This window comes from Hydrogenophaga sp. OTU3427, from assembly GCF_038440225.1.
GTDB lineage: Bacteria > Pseudomonadota > Gammaproteobacteria > Burkholderiales > Burkholderiaceae_C > Hydrogenophaga.
Genome location: NZ_JASATI010000010.1, coordinates 113891 through 134351, shown reverse-complemented (window position 1 = coordinate 134351; position 20461 = coordinate 113891). Strand labels below are relative to the sequence as shown.

At 64.8% G+C, this 20461-nt stretch carries 15 protein-coding genes, 2 tRNA genes and 2 pseudogenes; 18 read left to right on the top strand and 1 reads right to left on the bottom strand.

All coding sequences use genetic code 11. The features are described 5' to 3' along the window. Window positions 1-57: 57 nt before the first annotated feature. The 17 genes and pseudogenes from AAHB17_RS08710 to AAHB17_RS08635 form a co-directional block, all read left to right on the top strand. Window positions 58-133 (top strand) — tRNA-Trp (locus AAHB17_RS08710). Between the two features lie 141 nt (window positions 134-274). Beyond that, the gene (gene secE / locus AAHB17_RS08705) at window positions 275-655 is read left to right on the top strand and encodes a preprotein translocase subunit SecE (RefSeq protein ID WP_342130143.1); all 381 of its coding nucleotides are present in this window, start codon (window positions 275-277) and stop codon (window positions 653-655) included. Between the two features lie 3 nt (window positions 656-658). After that, window positions 659-1252, top strand: a complete 594-nt coding sequence (gene nusG, locus AAHB17_RS08700) for a transcription termination/antitermination protein NusG (protein WP_342130142.1) — start codon at window positions 659-661, stop codon at window positions 1250-1252. A gap of 123 nt (window positions 1253-1375) precedes the next feature. Next, on the top strand, window positions 1376-1807 hold the full coding sequence (gene rplK / locus AAHB17_RS08695; protein WP_342130141.1) for a 50S ribosomal protein L11: 432 nt from the start codon (window positions 1376-1378) through the stop codon (window positions 1805-1807). A gap of 1 nt (window position 1808) precedes the next feature. Next, a complete protein-coding gene (gene rplA, locus AAHB17_RS08690; RefSeq protein WP_342130140.1) occupies window positions 1809-2504 on the top strand; it encodes a 50S ribosomal protein L1 in 696 nt (231 codons plus the stop codon). A gap of 247 nt (window positions 2505-2751) precedes the next feature. Then, window positions 2752-3276, top strand: a complete 525-nt coding sequence (rplJ, locus tag AAHB17_RS08685; protein ID WP_342130139.1) for a 50S ribosomal protein L10 — start codon at window positions 2752-2754, stop codon at window positions 3274-3276. A 40-nt stretch (window positions 3277-3316) separates the two neighbouring features. Further along, entirely contained in the window at window positions 3317-3691 is a 375-nt protein-coding gene (gene rplL / locus AAHB17_RS08680; RefSeq protein ID WP_342130138.1) for a 50S ribosomal protein L7/L12, read from the top strand. Between the two features lie 298 nt (window positions 3692-3989). Then, window positions 3990-8114: a DNA-directed RNA polymerase subunit beta gene (rpoB, locus tag AAHB17_RS08675; RefSeq protein WP_342130137.1), complete on the top strand. Its 4125-nt coding sequence runs from the start codon at window positions 3990-3992 to the stop codon at window positions 8112-8114. 26 nt (window positions 8115-8140) lie between these two features. After that, window positions 8141-12361, top strand: a complete 4221-nt coding sequence (gene rpoC / locus AAHB17_RS08670; RefSeq protein ID WP_342130136.1) for a DNA-directed RNA polymerase subunit beta' — start codon at window positions 8141-8143, stop codon at window positions 12359-12361. Window positions 12362-12462: 101 nt separating this feature from the next. Beyond that, complete coding sequence (locus AAHB17_RS08665) at window positions 12463-13020, top strand: LemA family protein (RefSeq protein ID WP_342130135.1); 558 nt, start codon at window positions 12463-12465, stop codon at window positions 13018-13020. Continuing rightward, window positions 13017-14363, top strand: a complete 1347-nt coding sequence (gene rsmB / locus AAHB17_RS08660; protein ID WP_342130134.1) for a 16S rRNA (cytosine(967)-C(5))-methyltransferase RsmB — start codon at window positions 13017-13019, stop codon at window positions 14361-14363. The genes AAHB17_RS08665 and rsmB overlap by 4 nt, the downstream gene beginning before the upstream one ends. Continuing rightward, entirely contained in the window at window positions 14335-15045 is a 711-nt protein-coding gene (locus AAHB17_RS08655) for a DUF4390 domain-containing protein (RefSeq protein ID WP_342130133.1), read from the top strand. Before rsmB ends, AAHB17_RS08655 begins: the two co-directional genes overlap by 29 nt. A 5-nt stretch (window positions 15046-15050) precedes the next feature. Further along, window positions 15051-17336: an ATP-binding protein gene (locus AAHB17_RS08650; RefSeq protein WP_342130132.1), complete on the top strand. Its 2286-nt coding sequence runs from the start codon at window positions 15051-15053 to the stop codon at window positions 17334-17336. Window positions 17337-17366: 30 nt separating this feature from the next. Then, entirely contained in the window at window positions 17367-18059 is a 693-nt protein-coding gene (locus AAHB17_RS08645; RefSeq protein WP_342130131.1) for a response regulator, read from the top strand. Window positions 18060-18103: 44 nt separating this feature from the next. Further along, window positions 18104-18179: transfer RNA gene (locus tag AAHB17_RS08640), tRNA-Phe, on the top strand. Window positions 18180-18557: 378 nt separating this feature from the next. Then, entirely contained in the window at window positions 18558-18926 is a 369-nt protein-coding gene (locus AAHB17_RS24740) for an HNH endonuclease (protein ID WP_446719574.1), read from the top strand. Between the two features lie 45 nt (window positions 18927-18971). Continuing rightward, a pseudogene (locus AAHB17_RS08635) lies at window positions 18972-19244 on the top strand (hypothetical protein); the annotation flags it as partial. Here the strand turns inward: AAHB17_RS08635 and AAHB17_RS08630 are convergent. After that, window positions 19236-19508: pseudogene (locus AAHB17_RS08630) on the bottom strand (integrase core domain-containing protein); the annotation flags it as partial. The pseudogenes AAHB17_RS08635 and AAHB17_RS08630 overlap by 9 nt on opposite strands. Before the next feature lie 83 nt (window positions 19509-19591). Here AAHB17_RS08630 and AAHB17_RS08625 point away from each other — a divergent pair. Continuing rightward, a complete protein-coding gene (locus AAHB17_RS08625) occupies window positions 19592-20404 on the top strand; it encodes a hypothetical protein (protein ID WP_342130130.1) in 813 nt (270 codons plus the stop codon). Window positions 20405-20461: the final 57 nt, after the last annotated feature.

Genomic DNA, 20461 nt, shown 5'->3' with positions numbered 1-20461 from the left:
CGGCCGCACCGTGGGCGCCGGCGTGGTGGCCAAGATCATTGCTTGATATTCGTTCATAGGGGCATAGCTCAATTGGCAGAGCGTCGGTCTCCAAAACCGAAGGTTGTAGGTTCGATTCCTACTGCCCCTGCCACACAAACGGTGGCGAAGATCTGAAGATCTTGCCTCCTTGCTGTGGTTTTCAAGCCCGCCGAAGTCCAACGACTTCTGGTGGGCTTGCGTGCCTCAGGCGCGATGCCTGGTGTGCGTTTTATTTTTAGGTGTACAGGTTCAGATGGCCACTTCGCAAATCGAAACCGTCAGCACGGGCGCTGACAAAGCCAAGCTGGCGGCGGCCGTGGTCTTGCTGCTGGCGGGCTTTGTGGCCTTCTACCTGCTGGCGCAGCAGCCGACCCTGGTGCGCTGGGCTGCGCTGCTGGTGGCGCTGGCGGCCGCGGTCGGCGTGTTCTTCACCGCCGAGGCGGGCAAGCAGTTGACGGCTTATGGCCGCGACTCGGTGCGCGAGGTCAAGAAGGTGGTCTGGCCCTCCCGCAAGGAGGCGATGCAGATGACCGCCTACGTGTTCGCTTTTGTGTTCGTGATGTCGCTGTTTCTGTGGTTCACCGACAAGACCCTGGAATGGGTGCTGTACGACCTCGTTCTGCGTTGGAGATAACCCATGACCACTGAGCAAGGTATTTTGGCGGCGGATGCCGACGTCGCGGCCGCGAACGCGGCGGCGGGCATGCGCTGGTACGTGGTGCATGCCTATTCGGGCATGGAGAAGGCCGCCGAGCGCAACATCGTCGAGCGCATCAACCGCGCCGGCATGCAGGCCAAGTTTGGCCGCATCCTGGTGCCGACCGAGGAAGTGGTCGAGGTCAAGAACGGCCAGAAGCGCACCACCGAGCGCAAGTTCTTCCCTGGCTACGTGCTGGTGGAGATGGTCATGGACGACGACACCTGGCACCTGGTCAAGCACACCAACAAGGTGACCGGTTTTGTGGGTGGGGCCAAGAACCGCCCCGTCGCCATCTCCGAGGAAGACGTTCAGAAGATCGTCAACCAGATGCAGGAAGGCTCGGACAAGCCGCGCCACAAGGTCGAGTTCATGGCTGGCGAGTACGTGCGCGTCAAGGAAGGCCCGTTCGCGGACTTCAACGGCACGGTCGAGGAAGTGAACTACGAAAAGAACAAGCTGCGCGTGTCGGTGACCATCTTCGGTCGCGCCACGCCGGTCGAGCTGGAATTTGGCCAGGTCGAGAAGACCTGAGTTTTTTCAGGGGTGTGCGGGAAAGGCCCGACGCGCACCCTGTCGTTTCAACCGGGTCAACCACCGCGAGGAGGCTGCCGAACCTGAAAAGGGGCAGCCGTCTGCACTCGCAGGAGCTAAAAAATGGCGAAAAAAATCGTCGGCTTCATCAAGCTGCAAGTGCCAGCTGGTAAGGCCAACCCCTCTCCCCCGATCGGTCCGGCGCTGGGTCAGCGCGGCCTCAACATCATGGAATTCTGCAAGGCGTTCAACGCCCAGACCCAAGGTGTCGAGCCCGGCCTGCCGCTGCCCGTGGTGATCACCGCTTTTGCCGACAAGAGCTTCACCTTCATCATCAAGACGCCGCCCGCGACGACCCTGATCAAGAAGGCCATCAAGCTGGACAAGGGCTCCTCGGTGCCCAACAAGCAGAAGGTCGGCAAGATCACGCGCGCACAGCTCGAAGAGATCGCCAAGACCAAGATGAAGGACATGACCGCTGCCGACGTGGACGCCGCTGTGCGCACCATCGCCGGTTCGGCCCGCTCGATGGGCGTGATTGTGGAGGGCGTGTGACATGGCCAAGCTGACCAAGAAACAAAAAGCGTTCGAAGGCAAGGTCGACAGCAACAAGCTGTACGCGCTGACCGACGCCCTGGCCCTGGTGAAAGAGTGCGCCAACGCCAAGTTCGATGAGTCCATCGATGTGGCCGTGCAACTCGGCATCGATGCCAAGAAATCCGATCAGGTGGTGCGTGGCGCCGTCGTGTTGCCCAACGGCACCGGCAAGACCAAGCGCGTGGCCGTGTTCGCCCAGGGTGCCAAGGCCGAAGAAGCCAAGGCCGCCGGTGCCGACGTTGTCGGCATGGACGACCTGGCCGCCGAAGTCAAGGCTGGCAACATCAACTTCGACATCGTGATCGCGTCGCCTGACGCCATGCGCGTGGTCGGTACCCTGGGTCAGATCCTGGGTCCCCGTGGCCTGATGCCCAACCCCAAGGTCGGCACCGTCACCCCCGACGTCGCCACGGCGGTGAAGAACGCCAAGGCCGGTCAGGTGCAGTTCCGCGTCGACAAGGCCGGCATCATCCACGGCACCATCGGTCGCCGTTCGTTCGACGCCGACAAGCTCCAGGGCAACCTGGTGGCCCTGATCGACGCCCTGAACAAGGCCAAGCCGGCCACCAGCAAGGGTCTGTACCTGCGCAAAGTGGCTGTCTCGTCGACCATGGGTGTGGGCGTTCGCGTCGACATGCAATCCATCTCGGCTTGATCGTGTGAGATTTTTGGGCGGTCGCAAGACCGCCTGAATGTGGTGGGCCCGTCCGGACGCTAGACCGGGTGGGGCCATCCAAGACCGCTGGTGCGGCGAAGGGTGTCAAACCCCGGACCGCTTAATGAACACAACGCCAGCGCAGATGGCGATCCCGCTGCAGATGGATTTTTCCTGACACAGTTGGTCGCTGCAATCCGGCGCACCAAGGGGCCAATCCCTGAGGTGCATTTTGAAGGAGTAGACCTTGAGTCTGAATCGCAGTGAGAAAGAAGCGGTCATTTCCGAAGTGACCGGCCTCGCAGCTAAAGCTCAAACGCTCGTGATGGCTGAGTACCGTGGCATCACGGTCGCTGCCATGGACAAACTGCGCGTCAACGCACGCAGCAACGGTGTTTCCCTGAGTGTTCTGAAGAACACCCTGGCTCGCCGTGCTGTGGCTGGCAGCGGTTTCGAAGTGGCGGTGGACCAGATGACCGGTCCGCTGATCTATGGCTTTTCCGAAGACGCAGTGGCCGCCGCCAAGGTGGTGGCCGAGTTCGCCAAGACCAACGACAAGTTGGTCATCCGCGGCGGCGTGTATGCGGGCAAGGCCCTGGACGCCAACGGCGTGAAGCAACTGGCAAGCATCCCGTCCAAGGAAGTGCTGCTGGCCCAGTTGTGTGGCTTGCTGATGTCGCCCATCTCCCGCACCGCTGTGGTGCTGGGTGCCCTGGCGGCCAAAAAAGGCGAAGGCGCCGCCGAGCCGGCAGCCGAAGCTGCTGCTGCCTGAGCGCGCAGTCCACCTGTTAACCAATTGTTAGGAAATCAAAATGGCATTCGATAAAGACGCATTTCTGACCGCCCTGGACAGCATGTCGGTCATGGAACTCAACGACCTGGTGAAAGCCATCGAAGAGAAGTTTGGTGTGAGCGCTGCCGCCATGGCCGCTCCCGCTGCTGGTGGCGGCGCCGCCGCTCCGGCCGCTGAAGAGAAGACCGAGTTCAACGTTGTGCTGCTGGAAGCCGGCGCCAACAAGGTGTCGGTCATCAAGGCCGTGCGCGAAATCACCGGTCTGGGCCTGAAAGAAGCCAAGGACCTGGTCGACGGCGCACCGAAGAACGTGAAGGAAGCCGTGGCCAAGGCCGACGGCGAAGCCGCTGTGAAGAAGCTGGTGGAAGCCGGCGCCAAGGCCGAACTGAAGTAATTCGGTTCAGTTCCGAGGCTGGAGTGCCCGACAAGGGCCTCCAGCCTTTGGTGCTTTCAGAGCCGTCAGCGTCCAGCGCGCTGACGCGGTGTTTCAACTGAACACCGATAAGCAAACTCTGGCGAGTGTGTTTATCAGTGTTTTCTGACCCCGACTGCAGAAGACGACTTGGTTCGGGTGGCGTGCAATGCGCCACCGTCCGCCAATGGTTGGTAGAGGCCAGCCACCAAGCAACGCCACCGGGTAGCCCCACCCGTTCGGCAAGACAGTCGCCGCTGACCTCAAGCCCGGAGATCGCATGGCCCCCGCTTCCCAATACTCGTACACCGAACGCAAACGCATCCGCAAGAGCTTCGGCAGCCGCGAAAACGTTCTCGCGATTCCTTACCTGCTGCAGATGCAGAAGGACGCCTACACCGCCTTCCTGCAAGCCGACCTCGCGCCCAAGAAGCGCTCCCCCGAAGGTCTGCAAGCCGCCTTCGAGGCCGCCTTCCCCATCGTCTCCCACAACGGTTTTGTGGAGATGAAGTTCGTCGAGTACAACCTGGCCAAGCCGGCCTTCGACGTGCGCGAGTGCCAGACCCGTGGCCTGACCTTCGCCTCGGCCGTGCGCGCCCGCGTGCAGCTGATCATCTATGACCGCGAGTCCTCGACCGCGCAGTCCAAGGTGGTCAAGGAAGTCAAGGAACAAGAGGTCTACATGGGCGAAGTGCCCCTGATGACCGACAAGGGTTCCTTCATCATCAACGGCACCGAGCGCGTGATCGTGTCTCAGCTGCACCGTTCGCCGGGCGTGTTCTTCGAACACGACAAGGGCAAGACCCACAGCTCGGGCAAGCTGTTGTTCTCGGCTCGCATCATTCCCTACCGCGGTTCCTGGCTGGACTTCGAATTCGACCCCAAGGACGTGCTGTTCTTCCGTGTCGACCGCCGCCGCAAGATGCCGGTCACCATCCTGCTCAAGGCCATCGGCCTGACGCCGGAATCCATCCTGGCCAACTTCTTCGTCAACGACCACTTCCGCCTGATGGACAGCGGCGCGCAGATGGAGTTCGTCGCCGAGCGCCTGCGTGGCGAGGTGGCCCGTTTCGACATCACCGACAAGTCGGGCAACGTGGTCGTCGCCAAGGACAAGCGCATCACCGCCCGCCACACCCGCGAGCTGGAGCAGTCGGCCACCACGCACATCAGCGTGCCGGAAGACTTCCTGCTGGGCCGCGTGGTCGCCAAGAACATCGTTGACGCCGACACCGGCGAGATCATCGCCAAGGCCAACGAAGAGCTGACCGAAGCGCTGCTGAAGAAGCTGCGCACCGCCGGCGTGCAGGACCTGCCCTGCATCTACACCAACGAACTCGACCAGGGCGCCTACATCAGCCAGACCCTGCGCATCGACGAGACGGTGGACGAGTTCGCCGCCCGTGTCGCCATCTACCGCATGATGCGCCCTGGCGAGCCGCCGACCGAGGACGCCGTGCAGGCCCTGTTCCACCGCCTGTTCTACAACCCGGACACCTACGACCTGTCGCGCGTGGGCCGCATGAAGTTCAACGCCCGCGTGGGCCGCGACGAATCCACCGGTCCGATGGTGCTGTCCAACGAGGACATCCTGGCCGTGGTCAAGATCCTGGTCGACCTGCGCAACGGCCGTGGCGAAGTCGACGACATCGACCACCTGGGCAACCGCCGCGTGCGTTGTGTGGGCGAACTGGCAGAGAACCAGTACCGCACCGGCCTGGCTCGCATCGAGAAGGCCGTGAAGGAGCGTCTGGGCCAGGCCGAGCAAGAGCCGCTGATGCCGCACGACCTGATCAACTCCAAGCCGATTTCCGCGGCCCTGAAGGAATTCTTCGGTGCTTCGCAGCTGTCGCAGTTCATGGACCAGACCAACCCGCTGGCCGAGATCACCCACAAGCGCCGCGTGTCGGCCCTGGGCCCGGGCGGTCTGACCCGCGAACGCGCCGGCTTCGAGGTGCGCGACGTGCACGTGACCCACTACGGCCGCGTGTGCCCGATCGAGACGCCTGAAGGTCCGAACATCGGTCTGATCAACTCACTGGCTCTGTACGCCCGTCTGAACGAGTACGGCTTCATCGAGACGCCGTACCGCCGTGTGGTCGACGGCAAGGTGACCAACCAGATCGACTACCTGTCCGCCATCGAGGAAGGCAAGTACGTCATCGCCCAGGCCAACGCCGCGCTGGATGCCGAAGGCCGCCTCTCCGGTGACCTGATCTCGGCCCGTGAAAAGGGTGAATCCATCCTCACGCCCGCCGACACCATCCAGTACATGGACGTGTCGCCTGCGCAGATCGTCTCGGTGGCCGCTTCGCTGGTGCCCTTCCTGGAGCACGACGACGCCAACCGCGCACTGATGGGCGCCAACATGTCGCGCCAGGCCGTGCCCGTGCTGCGTCCGGAAAAGCCGCTGGTCGGCACCGGCATCGAGCGCGTGGCCGCTGTCGACTCGGGCACCGTCGTCACCGCCAAGCGCGGTGGCGTGGTCGATCACGTGGACGCGACCCGCATCGTGATCCGGGTGAACGACGGCGAGGCCGTGGCCGGTGAAGTGGGCGTGGACATCTACAACCTGATCAAGTACCAGCGTTCCAACCAGAACACCAACATCCACCAGCGCCCCATCGTCAAGAAGGGCGATCTGCTGGCCAAGGGCGACGTGATCGCCGACGGCGCATCGACCGACCTGGGCGAGATCGCCATCGGCCAGAACATGCTGATCGCCTTCATGCCCTGGAACGGCTACAACTTCGAAGATTCGATCCTGATCTCCGAGCGCGTGGTGGCCGACGACCGCTACACCTCGATCCACATCGAGGAACTGGTGGTGATGGCGCGCGACACCAAGCTGGGCGCGGAAGAAATCACCCGCGACATCCCCAACCTGGCCGAGCAGCAGCTCAACCGCCTGGACGACTCCGGCATCATCTACGTGGGTGCCGAAGTGCTGCCCGGCGACGTGCTGGTGGGCAAGGTCACGCCCAAGGGCGAGACCACGCTGACGCCTGAAGAAAAGCTGCTGCGTGCCATCTTCGGCGAGAAGGCCTCCGATGTGAAGGACACCTCGCTGCGCGTGGACCAGGGTTCGCAAGGCACCGTGATCGACGTGCAGGTCTTCACCCGCGAAGGCATCCAGCGCGACAAGCGCGCCCAGCAGATCATCGATGACGAGCTCAAGCGTTTCCGCCTGGACCTGAACGACCAGCTGCGCATCGTGGAAGCCGACGCCTTCGACCGCATCGAGAAGCTGCTGACCGGCCGCGTGGCCAATGGCGGCCCCAAGAAGCTGGCCAAGGGCACCAAGATCGACAAGGCCTACCTGGCCGACGTCGAGAAGTACCACTGGTTCGACATCCGTCCGGCCGAGGACGACGTGGCCGCCCAGCTGGAGTCGATCAAGAACTCCATGGAGCAGACCCGCCACAGCTTCGATCTGGCCTTCGAAGAGAAGCGCAAGAAGCTCACGCAAGGCGACGAGCTGCCGGCGGGCGTGCTGAAGATGGTCAAGGTCTACCTGGCCGTCAAGCGCCGCCTGCAGCCTGGCGACAAGATGGCCGGCCGCCACGGCAACAAGGGCGTGGTCTCCAAGATCACCCCGGTGGAAGACATGCCCCACCTGGCCGACGGCACGCCGGTCGACATCGTGCTGAACCCGCTGGGCGTGCCTTCGCGCATGAACATCGGTCAGGTGCTGGAGGTGCACTTGGGCTGGGCCGGCAAGGGCCTGGGCAAGCGCATCGGCGACATGCTGCAGCGCGAAGCCGCCACCACCGAGCTGCGTGCCTTCATGGAAGAGATCTACAACACCACCGGCCGCAAGGAAGACCTGTCCAAGCTCAGCGATGGTGAAGTGCGCAGCATGGCTCAGGAGCTGACCACCGGCGTGCCGTTCGCGTCCCCGGTGTTCGATGGTGCCTCCGAGAAGGAGATCATGGACATGCTCAAGCTGGCCTACCCGGACGACGTCGCCAAGGCCAAGGGCCTGACCGCGACCCGCACCCAGGCCCAGCTGTACGACGGCCGCACCGGCGATGCGTTCGAGCGCGTCACCACTGTGGGCTACATGCACTACCTGAAGCTGCACCACTTGGTCGACGACAAGATGCACGCCCGCTCCACCGGCCCGTACTCCCTGGTCACGCAGCAGCCGCTGGGTGGCAAGGCGCAGTTCGGTGGCCAGCGTTTCGGCGAAATGGAAGTGTGGGCGCTGGAAGCCTACGGCGCTTCCTACATCCTGCAGGAAATGCTCACCGTCAAGTCCGACGACGTGCAGGGCCGCACCAAGGTGTACGAGTCCATCGTCAAGGGCGAACACGCGATCGAAGCCGGCATGCCGGAATCGTTCAACGTGCTGGTCAAGGAAATCCGCTCGCTCGGTATCGACATCGAGCTGGAACGGTCCTGATTCACTGAAGAAAAGGAAAGCATCCCATGAAATCCTTGCTCGACCTGTTCAAGCAGTTCACGCCCGACGAGCACTTCGATGCGATCCGCATCGGCCTGGCCTCGCCGGAAAAAATCCGCTCCTGGTCCTTCGGTGAAGTCAAGAAGCCCGAGACCATCAACTACCGCACCTTCAAGCCGGAGCGTGACGGCCTGTTCTGCGCCAAGATCTTCGGCCCCATCAAGGACTACGAATGCCTGTGCGGCAAGTACAAGCGCCTGAAGCACCGCGGCGTGATCTGCGAGAAGTGCGGCGTTGAAGTCACGCAGACCAAGGTGCGCCGCGAGCGCATGGGTCACATCGACCTGGCCGCGCCCTGCGCCCACATCTGGTTCCTGAAGTCGCTGCCTTCGCGTCTGGGCCTGGTGCTCGACATGACGCTGCGCGACATCGAACGCGTGCTGTATTTCGAAGCCTACGTGGTGACCGACCCCGGCATGACCTCGCTGAAGAAGTTCAGCATCATGTCCGAGGACGATTTCGACGCCAAGCGCAAGGAACTCGGCGACGAGTTCGAGGCCAAGATGGGCGCCGAAGGCATCAAGGACCTGCTGGAGTCCATCGACCTCGACATCGAGATCGAGAAGCTGCGCAACGACCTGACCGGCTCCGAGCTCAAGATCAAGAAGAACGCCAAGCGCCTCAAGGTGCTGGAAGCCTTCAAGAAGAGCGGCATCAAGCCCGAGTGGATGGTGCTGGACGTGCTGCCCGTGCTGCCGCCGGACCTGCGTCCGCTGGTGCCCCTGGACGGCGGCCGCTTCGCGACCTCCGACCTGAACGACCTGTACCGCCGCGTCATCAACCGCAACTCGCGTCTGCGCCGCCTTCTGGAGCTCAAGGCCCCGGAAATCATCGCGCGCAACGAAAAGCGCATGCTGCAGGAAGCCGTGGACTCGCTGCTGGACAACGGCCGCCGCGGCAAGGCCATGACGGGCGCCAACAAGCGCGCCCTGAAGTCGCTGGCCGACATGATCAAGGGCAAGAGCGGCCGTTTCCGCCAGAACCTGCTGGGCAAGCGCGTGGACTACTCGGGCCGTTCGGTCATCGTGGTGGGCCCGACCCTCAAGCTGCACCAGTGCGGCCTGCCCAAGCTGATGGCGCTCGAGCTGTTCAAGCCCTTCATCTTCTCGCGCCTGGAAGCCATGGGCATCGCCACCACCATCAAGGCGGCGAAGAAGGAAGTGGAAGCCGGCACCCCCGTGGTGTGGGACATCCTCGAAGAGGTCATCAAGGAGCACCCGGTCCTGCTGAACCGCGCGCCCACGCTGCACCGCCTGGGCATCCAGGCCTTCGAACCGATCCTGATCGAAGGCAAGGCCATCCAGCTGCACCCGCTCGTCTGCTCGGCCTTCAACGCCGACTTCGACGGTGACCAGATGGCCGTGCACGTGCCGCTGTCGGTGGAAGCGCAGATGGAAGCCCGCACCCTGATGCTGGCCTCCAACAACGTGCTGTTCCCGGCCTCGGGCGAACCCTCCATCGTGCCTTCGCAGGACGTGGTGCTGGGCCTGTACTACACCACCCGCGAGCGCATCAACGGCAAGGGCGAAGGCATGGTCTTCGCCGACCTGGCCGAGGTGCTGCGCGCGCTGGACGCCGGTGTGGTCGAGCTGACCGCCAAGATCAGCGTGCGCCTGGTCGAGTGGGTCAAGGACAAGGACAGCGGCGAGTTCGTGGCGGAGACCAAGATGGTCGACACCACCGTGGGCCGTGCCCTGCTGTCGGAAATCCTGCCCAAGGGCCTGCCCTTCAGCAACCTGAACAAGGCGCTGAAGAAGAAGGAAATCTCGCGCCTGATCAACACGTCCTTCCGCAAGTGCGGCCTGAAGGAGACCGTGGTCTTCGCCGACAAGCTGCTGCAGAACGGTTTCCGCCTGGCCACCCGCGCCGGCATCTCCATCGCCATCGACGACATGCTGGTGCCGAAGGAGAAACACGGCATCATCGAGCGCGCCGAGAACGAGGTGAAGGAAATCGCCCAGCAGTACTCGTCGGGTCTGGTGACCGCTGGCGAACGCTACAACAAGGTGGTGGACATCTGGGGCAAGGCCGGCGACGAAGTCTCCAAGGTCATGATGGCCCAGCTGGCCAAGGAAAAGACGATCGACCGCTCCGGCAAGGAAGTCGACCAGGAGTCCTTCAACTCCATCTACATGATGGCCGACTCCGGCGCGCGTGGCTCCGCCGCGCAGATCCGCCAGCTGGCCGGCATGCGCGGCCTGATGGCCAAGCCCGACGGCTCCATCATCGAGACCCCCATCACGGCGAACTTCCGTGAAGGTCTCAACGTGTTGCAGTACTTCATCTCCACCCACGGTGCCCGTAAGGGTCTGGCGGACACGGCCTTGAAGACCGCGAACTCGGGCTACCTGACACGCCGCCTGGTCGACGTGACGCAGGATCTGGTGGTCAACCACAACGATTGCGGGACCTCCAACGGCACGCTGATGCGCGCCATCGTCGAGGGTGGTGAAGTCATCGAATCGCTGCGCGACCGCGTGCTGGGCCGTGTCACGGCCGAGGAAGTGATCCACCCCGAGACCCGCGCCCTGCTGCTGCCGGCCGGCGAGATGCTGGACGAGGACATCCTCGACATGCTGGAAGTCGCTGGCGTGGACGAAGTCAAGGTGCGCACGGCACTGACCTGCGAAACCCGCTTCGGCATCTGCGCCAAGTGCTACGGCCGCGACCTGGGCCGCGGTGGCCTGGTGAACATGGGCGAGGCGGTCGGCGTGATCGCCGCCCAGTCCATCGGCGAACCCGGCACCCAGCTGACGATGCGCACCTTCCACATCGGTGGTGCGGCGTCGCGTGCGGCCATCGCCTCCAGCGTGGAAGCCAAGTCCAGCGGCATCATCGGCTTCAACGCCACGATGCGCTACGTGACCAACACCAAGGGCGAGCTGGTGGTGATTTCGCGTTCGGGCGAAATCATCATCCACGACGAACACGGCCGCGAGCGCGAGCGCCACAAGGTGCCCTACGGCGCGATCCTGTCGATCAAGGCCGACCAGACCATCAAGGCTGGCGCCATCCTCGCCAACTGGGACCCGCTGACCCGACCCATCATCACGGAATTCGCCGGCCAGGTGAAGTTCGAGAACGTGGAAGAGGGCCTGACGGTGGCCAAGCAGGTCGACGACGTGACCGGCCTGTCCACCCTGGTGGTGATCGACCCCAAGCGCCGCGGCGCCGCCAAGGTCGTGCGCCCGCAGGTCAAGCTGATCGACGCCCAGGGCAACGAGGTCAAGATCCCGGGCACCGACCACTCGGTGACCATCGGCTTCCAGGTCGGCGCGCTGATCCAGGTGCGCGATGGCCAGGACGTGGGCCCCGGCGAGGTGCTGGCCCGTATCCCGGTCGAAGGCCAGAAGACGCGCGACATCACCGGCGGTCTGCCGCGTGTGGCCGAGCTGTTCGAAGCCCGTTCGCCCAAGGACAAGGGCATCCTGGCCGAGCTCACGGGCACCGTGTCCTTCGGCAAGGAGACCAAGGGCAAGGTCCGCCTGCAGATCACCGATCCGGACGGCAAGGTCTGGGAAGAACTCGTGCCGAAGGAAAAGAACATCCTGGTGCACGAAGGCCAGGTGGTCAACAAGGGCGAGAACATCGTCGACGGTCCGGCCGACCCGCAGGACATCCTGCGCCTGCTGGGCATGGAAGAGCTGGCGCGTTACATCGTTGACGAAGTGCAGGACGTCTACCGCCTGCAGGGCGTGAAGATCAACGACAAGCACATCGAGGTGATCGTTCGCCAGATGCTGCGCCGCGTCGTGGTCGACAGCGTGGGCGAGTCCAACTACATCGCCGGTGAACAGGTCGAGCGCAGCGAGATCCTCAACACCAACGACGCGTTGCTGGCCGACGGCAAGATCCCGGCGACCTACAGCAACGTGTTGCTGGGCATCACCAAGGCTTCGCTGTCCACCGACTCGTTCATCTCCGCCGCGTCCTTCCAGGAAACCACGCGGGTGCTGACCGAAGCCGCCATCATGGGCAAGCGCGATCCGCTGCGTGGCCTGAAGGAAAACGTGATCGTGGGCCGCCTGATCCCGGCCGGTACCGGCATGGCCTACCACGACGCCCGCAAGGCACGCGAGAAGATGGACGACGAAGAACGTCGCGCCATCGCCGAAGCCGATGCGATGCAACTGGCCTCTGACCAGGCCGACGCCGCCGCGGCCGCCGAAGGTGCCACTGGCGAATAAGCCGGGTCCCTGACGCCCCAACGCCCCGGCCCGGGTACGGTCCGGGGCGTTTTTTTTGTGGCGCGCTACAGTGTCCTTACCTGTTTCAAGGAGTTGACCCGATGACCCCAGGCCTGTGGGCGCTGATCGTTGCCAGCGCGGTGCTGGTGTTCTGGACCGTGGGCGCCTACAACCGCCTGGTGCGGCTCAAGAACGCCATCGGCGCGGCCTTTGCGCAGCTTGACGAACAACTGCGCCGCCGCCACGAGCTGGTGGGCCGGCTCAGCGAGACCGTGCAAACGGCCTTGCAGCACGAAAGCGCCGCGCTGGAGGCCCTGCAGGGCGCCGTGCTGCAGGCCCGCGAAGCCGCCGAGCGCGCCCGTGGCGCCCCCCTGCAGGCCGGGCCATTGGGCGCGCTGGCGGGTGGCGAGCAGACACTCGCCGGCAGCCTGCAGCGTGTGCTGGCCCTGGTCGCCCACCACCCGGAGATGCAACAGGACGGCGCGGTGAGCGAGATCGCCCAGGCGCTGGACGAAACGCGGCACCGCATCGGCTTTGCCCGCCTGGCCTACAACGACCAGGTGGATGCCTTCAACGCCGCCACGGCCCAGTTCCCCACCGTGGTGCTGGCGCGCGTGTTCGGCTTCTTTCCGCTTGAACCCCTGGTGGCCTTGCCATGAATGTCCACGCCCCCTTGCCGTCCGGCCCCAGCCTGGCCCAGCAAATCCAACACGCGGCGCAGTGCCTGCGAGGGGTGCAGGCCGGCCGCTCCCTGACCGAGCTGCTGCCCGCCGTGCCGGCCGCCTTGCGCCCCGGCGTGCAGGCCATCGCCTTCCATGCCTTGCGCCAGGCCGGGCTGAGCGCCGCCCTGGTGCGCCTGCTCGCTGCCCGCGCGCCCACACCCGCGGTGCGCACCCTGATGCAGGTCGCGCTGTCGCTGATGCCCGCCGTCTGTGTGGCCGACGGCGACCCGCGCTACGACGCCCACACCCTGGTGAACCAGACGGTGCAGGCGGCCAAGGCCGAACGCGACACCCAGGCCCAGGCCGGCTTCGTCAACGCCTGCCTGCGTCGCTTCCTGCGCGAGGCCGAGGCCCTGTTGGCCGAGGCCAGACGCGACCCCGTGGCCCTGTGGAACCACCCGGCCTGGTGGATACGCCGCGTGCAGCAGGACCACCCACAGGACTGGCAGGCCATCCTCCGCGCCAACAACCGACCCGGTGGCATGGCCCTGCGGGTGAACCGCCGCCAGGGCACACGCGAGGCCTACCAGCAGCAGCTCCAGGCCCTGGGCATGGGTGCCCACCCGGTGGGCGAGGATGGCCTGGTGCTCGACCAGCCGGTGCCGGTCGATCGACTGCCGGGCTTTGCGCAGGGCAGCGTGTCGGTGCAGGACCCGGCCGCCCAGCAGGCCGCACCCCTGTTGCTGGCCGGACAGGCCTGGCCGGCCGGCGCCCGGGTGCTGGACGCCTGTGCGGCACCCGGTGGCAAGGCCGCCCACCTGCTGGAGCGGGCCGAGCTCGACCTGTGGGCGCTGGACGCCGACGCCCAGCGCTGCGCCCGCATCCACGACAACCTGCGGCGCCTGGGTCTGACGGCGCGGGTGCGGCATGCCGACGCCGGGCGCCCCGCCGACTGGTGGGACGGCCAGCCCTTCGACGCCATCCTGCTGGACGCACCCTGCACCGCCTCGGGCATCGTGCGCCGCCACCCCGACGTGCGCTGGCTGCGCCGCGAGAGCGACATTGCCCAGCTGGCAGCGGTGCAGCGCGAGCTGCTGGAGGCGCTGTGGCCCCTGCTGCGACCGGGTGGCCGCCTGCTGTACGCCACCTGCTCGGTGTTCCGCGCCGAAGGGGATGCGCAAGTCCAGGCGTTTCTTGAGCGCCACACCGATGCCCGGCGCGGCGCGGCGCCCGGTCATTTGTTGCCCGGACGCGCGGGCAGCGACAAACAGTTCAACGACAATGCACCGGGTGAGCACGACGGTTTCTTTTATGCGCGCCTGGACAAGTCCGCCGCCTGAACGGGGGACGGTTTGGCGTTGCCTGGCGCGCTGGTGCCGGGAGGGGCTGCTCTCGCTCTGGCTGGTGCTCGGCGGTCTGGCCTGGGCCATCGACACGGCCCGGGCCGACGACGCACCGGCCGAGCCGGCCGTGGCGGTGCAGCGCACGGCCGAGGGCCTGTTCATCACCGCGCGCCTGCCTCTGGCCCTGGGGGCCGCGGTCGAGGACGCCCTGTTCAAGGCCGTGCCGCTGTACTTCGTCTACCAGGCCGATGTCTATGAGCCGCGCTGGTACTGGACCGACAAGCGCATCGCCAGCACCACCCGCACCCTGCGGCTGGCCTACCAGCCGCTGACCCGGCGTTGGCGCCTGAGCGTGGGCACGGGCGCGCCGAGCAGCGCCAACCAGTCCTACGCCCTGCACCAGAACTTCGACACCCTGGCCGAGGCCCTGGGCGCGCTGGGCCGGCTGGCCCGCTGGCGCGTGGCCGACGGCGGCCGCCTGGAGAACGACGAGCGCTACACGGTCGACTTCCGTTTCCGGCTCGATCTGTCGCTGCTGCCGCGCCCGTTCCAGATCGGCATGGCGACCCAGCCCGACTGGAACATCGACATCCAGCGGCGCCTGCGCACCACCGCCCAGCCCGAAGCGCACGACGCCGCGCCCGCCGAGGCCGAGGCCACGTCCGAGGCCACGCGCTGAGCCCCATGGCGTCCGTCGCATCTCCCAAGCCCACCCATTGGCGGCAGTCGGCGCCGCTGCGCTGGGCCATCGGGGCCGCCCTGGTGTTCATCAGCGGCGTGGTCATGGTGTTGCTGTTCCTGCTCACGGTGGCCACCAACAACCGGGTGCTCTACGAGGCCAACTTCGGCTGGCTGGTGGGGGTCAACATCGCGGTCGCCACGGTCTTGCTGGCGGTCATCGGCTGGGTGGTCGTGCGCCTGGCCCTGCGCCTCAAGCGACGCAAGTTCGGCAGCCAGCTGCTGGTCAAGCTGGCGCTGATCTTTGGTCTGGTGGGTTTCCTGCCGGGCCTGCTGATCTACACGGTGTCCTACCAGTTCGTGTCGCGCTCCATCGAAAGCTGGTTCGACGTGCGGGTGGAAACCGCGCTGAACGCTGGCCTGAGCCTGGGGCGCACGACGCTGGACGTGCTCAGCGACGACCTGTCGGCCAAGACGCGCACGGCCGCGCAGGGCCTGTCCGATGTGAGCAACGCCGGCGCCACGCTGGCCCTGGAGCGCATCCGCGAGCAGTTGGGGGCCAAGGATGTGATCCTCTGGAACGGGGCTGGGCAGGCGGTGGCGGCGGCCGGCGACTCGCGTTACGCGCTCAATCCCGAACGCCCGCCGGCGGCCTTGCTGCGCGCGGTGCGCGGGCAGCGCTCCCTGGCCACGGTGGAGGGGCTGGAGGAAGCCACGGCCGACGCTTCGGCCCCAGGGGCTGCAGCCCCCCGGTCCAGCACCGACGTGCCGCGCATCCGCGCGCTGGCCGCGGTGAGCGTGTCCAGTCTGGGTCTGTCGTCGGAGTTGCGTTACCTGGAGGTGGTGTCGCCGCTGTCGCCGTTGCTGGTGGCCGATGCGCTGGCCGTGCAGACCGCCCACCGCGAATACCAGGAGCGTGCGCTGGCCCGTCAGGGCCTGCGCCGCATGTACATCGGCACGCTCACGCTGGCCCTGTTCCTTGCGGTGTTTGGCGCCGTGCTGCTGGCCGTGCTGCTGGGCAACCAGCTGGTGCGGCCGCTGCTGGTGCTGGCCGAAGGCATACGCGAAGTGGCCAAGGGCGACCTCGGGCCCAAGGTCGCCTTGACGGCACGCGACGAACTGGCCGGCCTCACCCGCACCTTCGCCCACATGACGCAGGACCTGGCCGACGCCCGGGCCGAGGTGCAGCGCGGCCTGATGCAGGTGGACGCCGCCCGTGCCAACCTGCAGACCATCCTCGACAACCTCACCGCCGGGGTGGTGGTGCTCGACGCGAAGGGCCACATCGTCAGCGCCAACCCCGGCGCCGCGCGGATACTGCGCTGTCCGCTGTCGGTGCACGTGGGCCAGCCCCTGGCCGCCGTGCCCGGGCTGGACCAATTCGCGCAGGGCGTGTTGACGCAGTTCGAGCGTTTCCTCTCCGAGCAGACACCCCACGAAGGTGGCCACTGGCAGCAGTCTTTCGAACTCGCGGCCGAGGGCGCCAGCCCGCTGCAGCCGGAGGACCTGCGCAGCAACGTGACCCTGATCGCGCGCGGCGCCCTGCTGCCCCACAACGAACGCCTGCTGGTGTTCGATGACGTCTCCGAGATGATCTCGGCCCAGCGCTCCAAGGCCTGGGGCGAGGTGGCGCGCCGGCTGGCGCACGAGATCAAGAACCCGCTCACGCCCATCCAGCTGTCGGCCGAGCGCCTGGCCATGAAGCTTGACGGCAAGGTCAGTGGCCCGGAGCTGGCCGTGCTCAACAAATCGGTCAAGACCATCGTCGATCAGGTCGACGCCATGAAGCGGCTGGTCAACGAATTCCGCGACTACGCCCGCCTGCCCGCGGCCCAGCTCACCCCGCTGGACCTCAACGCACTGGTGCTCGACATCCTGTCGCTCTACGACCAGACGGTGGTGCCGGTGCAACACGAGCTGGACCCGCGCTGCCCACCGGTGATGGCCGACGCGCAGCAGGTGCGCCAGGTGCTGCACAACCTGGTGCAGAACGCCCAGGACGCCACGCCACCGGGCAGCGGCGGGGTGGTGCGCCTGCGCACCCGCTGGTCGGACTCCGGTCGCTGGGTGCGGCTCATCGTCAGCGACGACGGCAGCGGTTTTGCCGAGCACATCCTGCAGCGCGCTTTCGAACCCTATGTCACCACCAAGCCCAAAGGCACCGGTCTGGGCCTGGCGGTGGTGAAGAAAATCATGGAAGAACACGGTGGCCGCATCGACCTGGCCAACCGCAGCGCTGACGGAAAGATCGTGGGGGCGCAAGTCTCGCTATCATTCGCAGTTGCAAATTGACAACATCAGCGAGGACATCCCCGCGGCGCCATGGCAAACATACTGGTGGTAGACGACGAGTTGGGCATACGCGACTTGTTGTTCGAAATTCTGAACGACGAAGGGCACAGCGTGGAGCTGGCCGAAAACGCAGCCCAGGCGCGCGCCTTGCGCGGGGCGCAGCGCCCCGATCTGGTGTTGCTGGACATCTGGATGCCCGACACCGACGGCGTGACCCTGCTCAAGGAGTGGTCCAGCGCGGGCCTGCTGAACATGCCGGTGATCATGATGAGCGGGCACGCCACCATCGACACGGCGGTCGAGGCCACACGCATCGGCGCCATGGCGTTCCTCGAAAAACCGATCACCATGCAGAAGCTGCTCAAGGCGGTGGAGCAGGGGCTCAACAAGGCGCCGGCCAAGGCCGCCCCGGCCAAGCCGGGCCAGGGCCTGGCCGTGGGCGCAGCCGAACTGGTGGCCACGGTGGCGGTGGCCAGCCACCCCGTCTATGCCGAGCCGGTGTTGCCCTCTGGTCCACAAGCGGTCCAGAGCTTCCAGCTTGACGCACCGCTGCGTGAAGCGCGTGACGGCTTCGAAAAGGCCTACTTTGAATTCCACCTCGCCAAGGAAGGCGGCTCCATGACCCGCGTGGCCGAAAAAACCGGCCTGGAGCGCACCCATCTCTACCGCAAGCTCAAGCAACTGGGTGTCGATCTTTCGCGTGCCAAACGCAATGGTCACTGAGCCGTCAAAAACAGCCCAATCTTGATGCTATAATTTATGTCTCAGGCCCGGTAGCTCAGTTGGTAGAGCAGCGGATTGAAAATCCGCGTGTCGATGGTTCGATTCCGTCCCAGGCCACCAAACATCTCTCAGAAGCCCATCCATCGCGATGGGCTTCTTGCTTTATGCGGCACGTTTATAGGCCCGTAGGCGGGCTGTAGGTGTTCGGGTGGGGTTCGGGGTGCCGATGGACTCGTGAGTGGCTTCCAGGCCGTTTTGTGTGGGCGGTAGCGACCGCTCGCCTTCGGCATAAAGCTGTAGCTTGTTTGCCACGGCGGATTGCTACACAGCAGACCCCGCGATTGCCAGCTATGGCAAGGTCGATGACAATGTTTATGCGCAAGGCCCGGAGGCCATGCCCGCTGCAACCATTAGGGGCAGCACAGCCGATACGCATGAGCGACGGCGCCCGTGATCACTGGCTACCAGGAGCGGGGACTTTCCACCAAAGGAGTCCCTATGCCATCAAAGAAGATCCAGTCCCTTCGCCTTCACGCCTTTCAGCAGCAGTGCGGTCGCTGCTGGTACTGCGGTGTCCAAATGTGGCACCTATCTCCAGAAGAACTCCCTGGCGTCCCTGCCCGCGCAGCTTCACGCCTTCGGTGTACTGCTGAGCACCTCATTGCCCAATGCGACGGAGGGTGTGATGAGCCTGACAATGTGGTCGCTGCATGCGCGCACTGCAACCAGACAAGACACAAGCGCAAAAAACCACCTGCCCCTGAGTTGTATCTTGCCGATGTTCGCAAACGACTCAGCCGGGGTGAGTGGCATCTGCCTTGGGTACGCGCTCTTGGCTTGCTGGATGGTCCTGTGCTTAGACGGTGAGAGTTGCCGGCGGATTTGTTGGTGTTGTATCGCTTGCATTCGCTTGACTGGTTCCAGACCTTCCAGTTCGCCCACGCCTACGGACGCGGCGAAGGCATGAAGCACTACACCGAAATGGTGCAAGAGCCTGAAGTCGCCGCACGCGACAAGGGCTACACCTTCGTGTCGCGCCAGCAGGAAGTGGGTGCAGGCTACTTCGACGACGTGACCACCGTGATCCAGGGCGGCTCGTCCAGCGTGAAGGTCCTGACCGGCTCGACCGAGAAAGAGCAGTTTGAACCGCCCCGTGTTTCAAGGAGGCCGATTGGTTTAAGTTGACACCTCTGTCGAGGTGTTGATGTTGGCGAGTTGCCGCCAGTAGTTTGCCTCAGCCTCTGCCGGAGGGATGCCCCCAATCGGCGTGAGCAGTCGGACGTGGTTGAACCAGTGCACCCACTGCAGGGTGGCCAGCTCCACGGATTCCCTGGTCTTCCAGGGTCCCCGGCGGTGAATCAGCTCGGCCTTGTACAGCCCGTTGATGGTCTCGGCCAGTGCGTTGTCGTAGCTGTCGCCCCTGCTGCCCACCGAGGGCTGTATGCCCGCCTAGTCCAAGCGTTCAGTCCCTGATCAGCTTCGCGTCTGCCAGGGCCTTGAACGGTGTGATCTCTGTCCTTCAGAGCACGGAGTTGGCCGTTCAGCCTCTCGGCTTTGGCGTGTCTCTCGCCGTGGGTGAAATCCTCGATCCAGTGAATGATCTGGTTGAGACATTTTCCTCAGTCATGCTGACTGCCAGCGTGGCGTTTGGCATCCAAAAGTTGTTGCTGGCCATAGGCTCAAATTGGGTTGTGTCAGCCTGCTTGTCAGCGATCGCGTTGGTGTGGGCTGTATTGTTTTGGATGAACCGAAGTCCTCAGTGGTTGTTCCGGCTGTTGGGTGTGCTGTTGTTCATCCGGTTTGTGATGCCTGTGGCGACCATTGGTAGTGCCAAGCTGTTTGAAGCTTTTTCTTCGGCGCAGTACACCGCGAGTCAAGGCGAACTCGATAAAACGGCGAATGACCTGAAAGTGTTTGGGGCTACAGTTGAAGGACGTGCTACGGCTACCGAGCAAACGGCTCCGCCTGCATCAGCGCCTACGTCGGTCGAAGAGGCGCCCGCTCCTGAGCCGACTTTGGCTTCGCGAATGCTGGGGACGCTCCAGGGTGCACAAGACTCGGCGGTGCGCGTTGCGAGTTCTGTTGCGGGTGCTGTCAAAGACCCGCTGGGAACCATGCGCCGGAAGTCGGATGATGTAAAGCGGCAGTATGAAGAGATCAAGCGGGCAGCTGAGGCTGCGGTGGAGAGAATGATCACGTTGATCGTGATCTTTCTCATGCAAACAGTCATCGTACCAACGTTGCTACTGTTAGGCCTCTACTGGTTGTGCAGAGACTTGTTTCGTGTGCAACCGGCCGAAAAATGGCAATCGGCCATGACGCGGCCTAGGTCAGAATCCAAATGACGAACAGGACTATCAGGCCGATCATTACGCTCGTACCCTTCTGCTCGGCTCCACCAC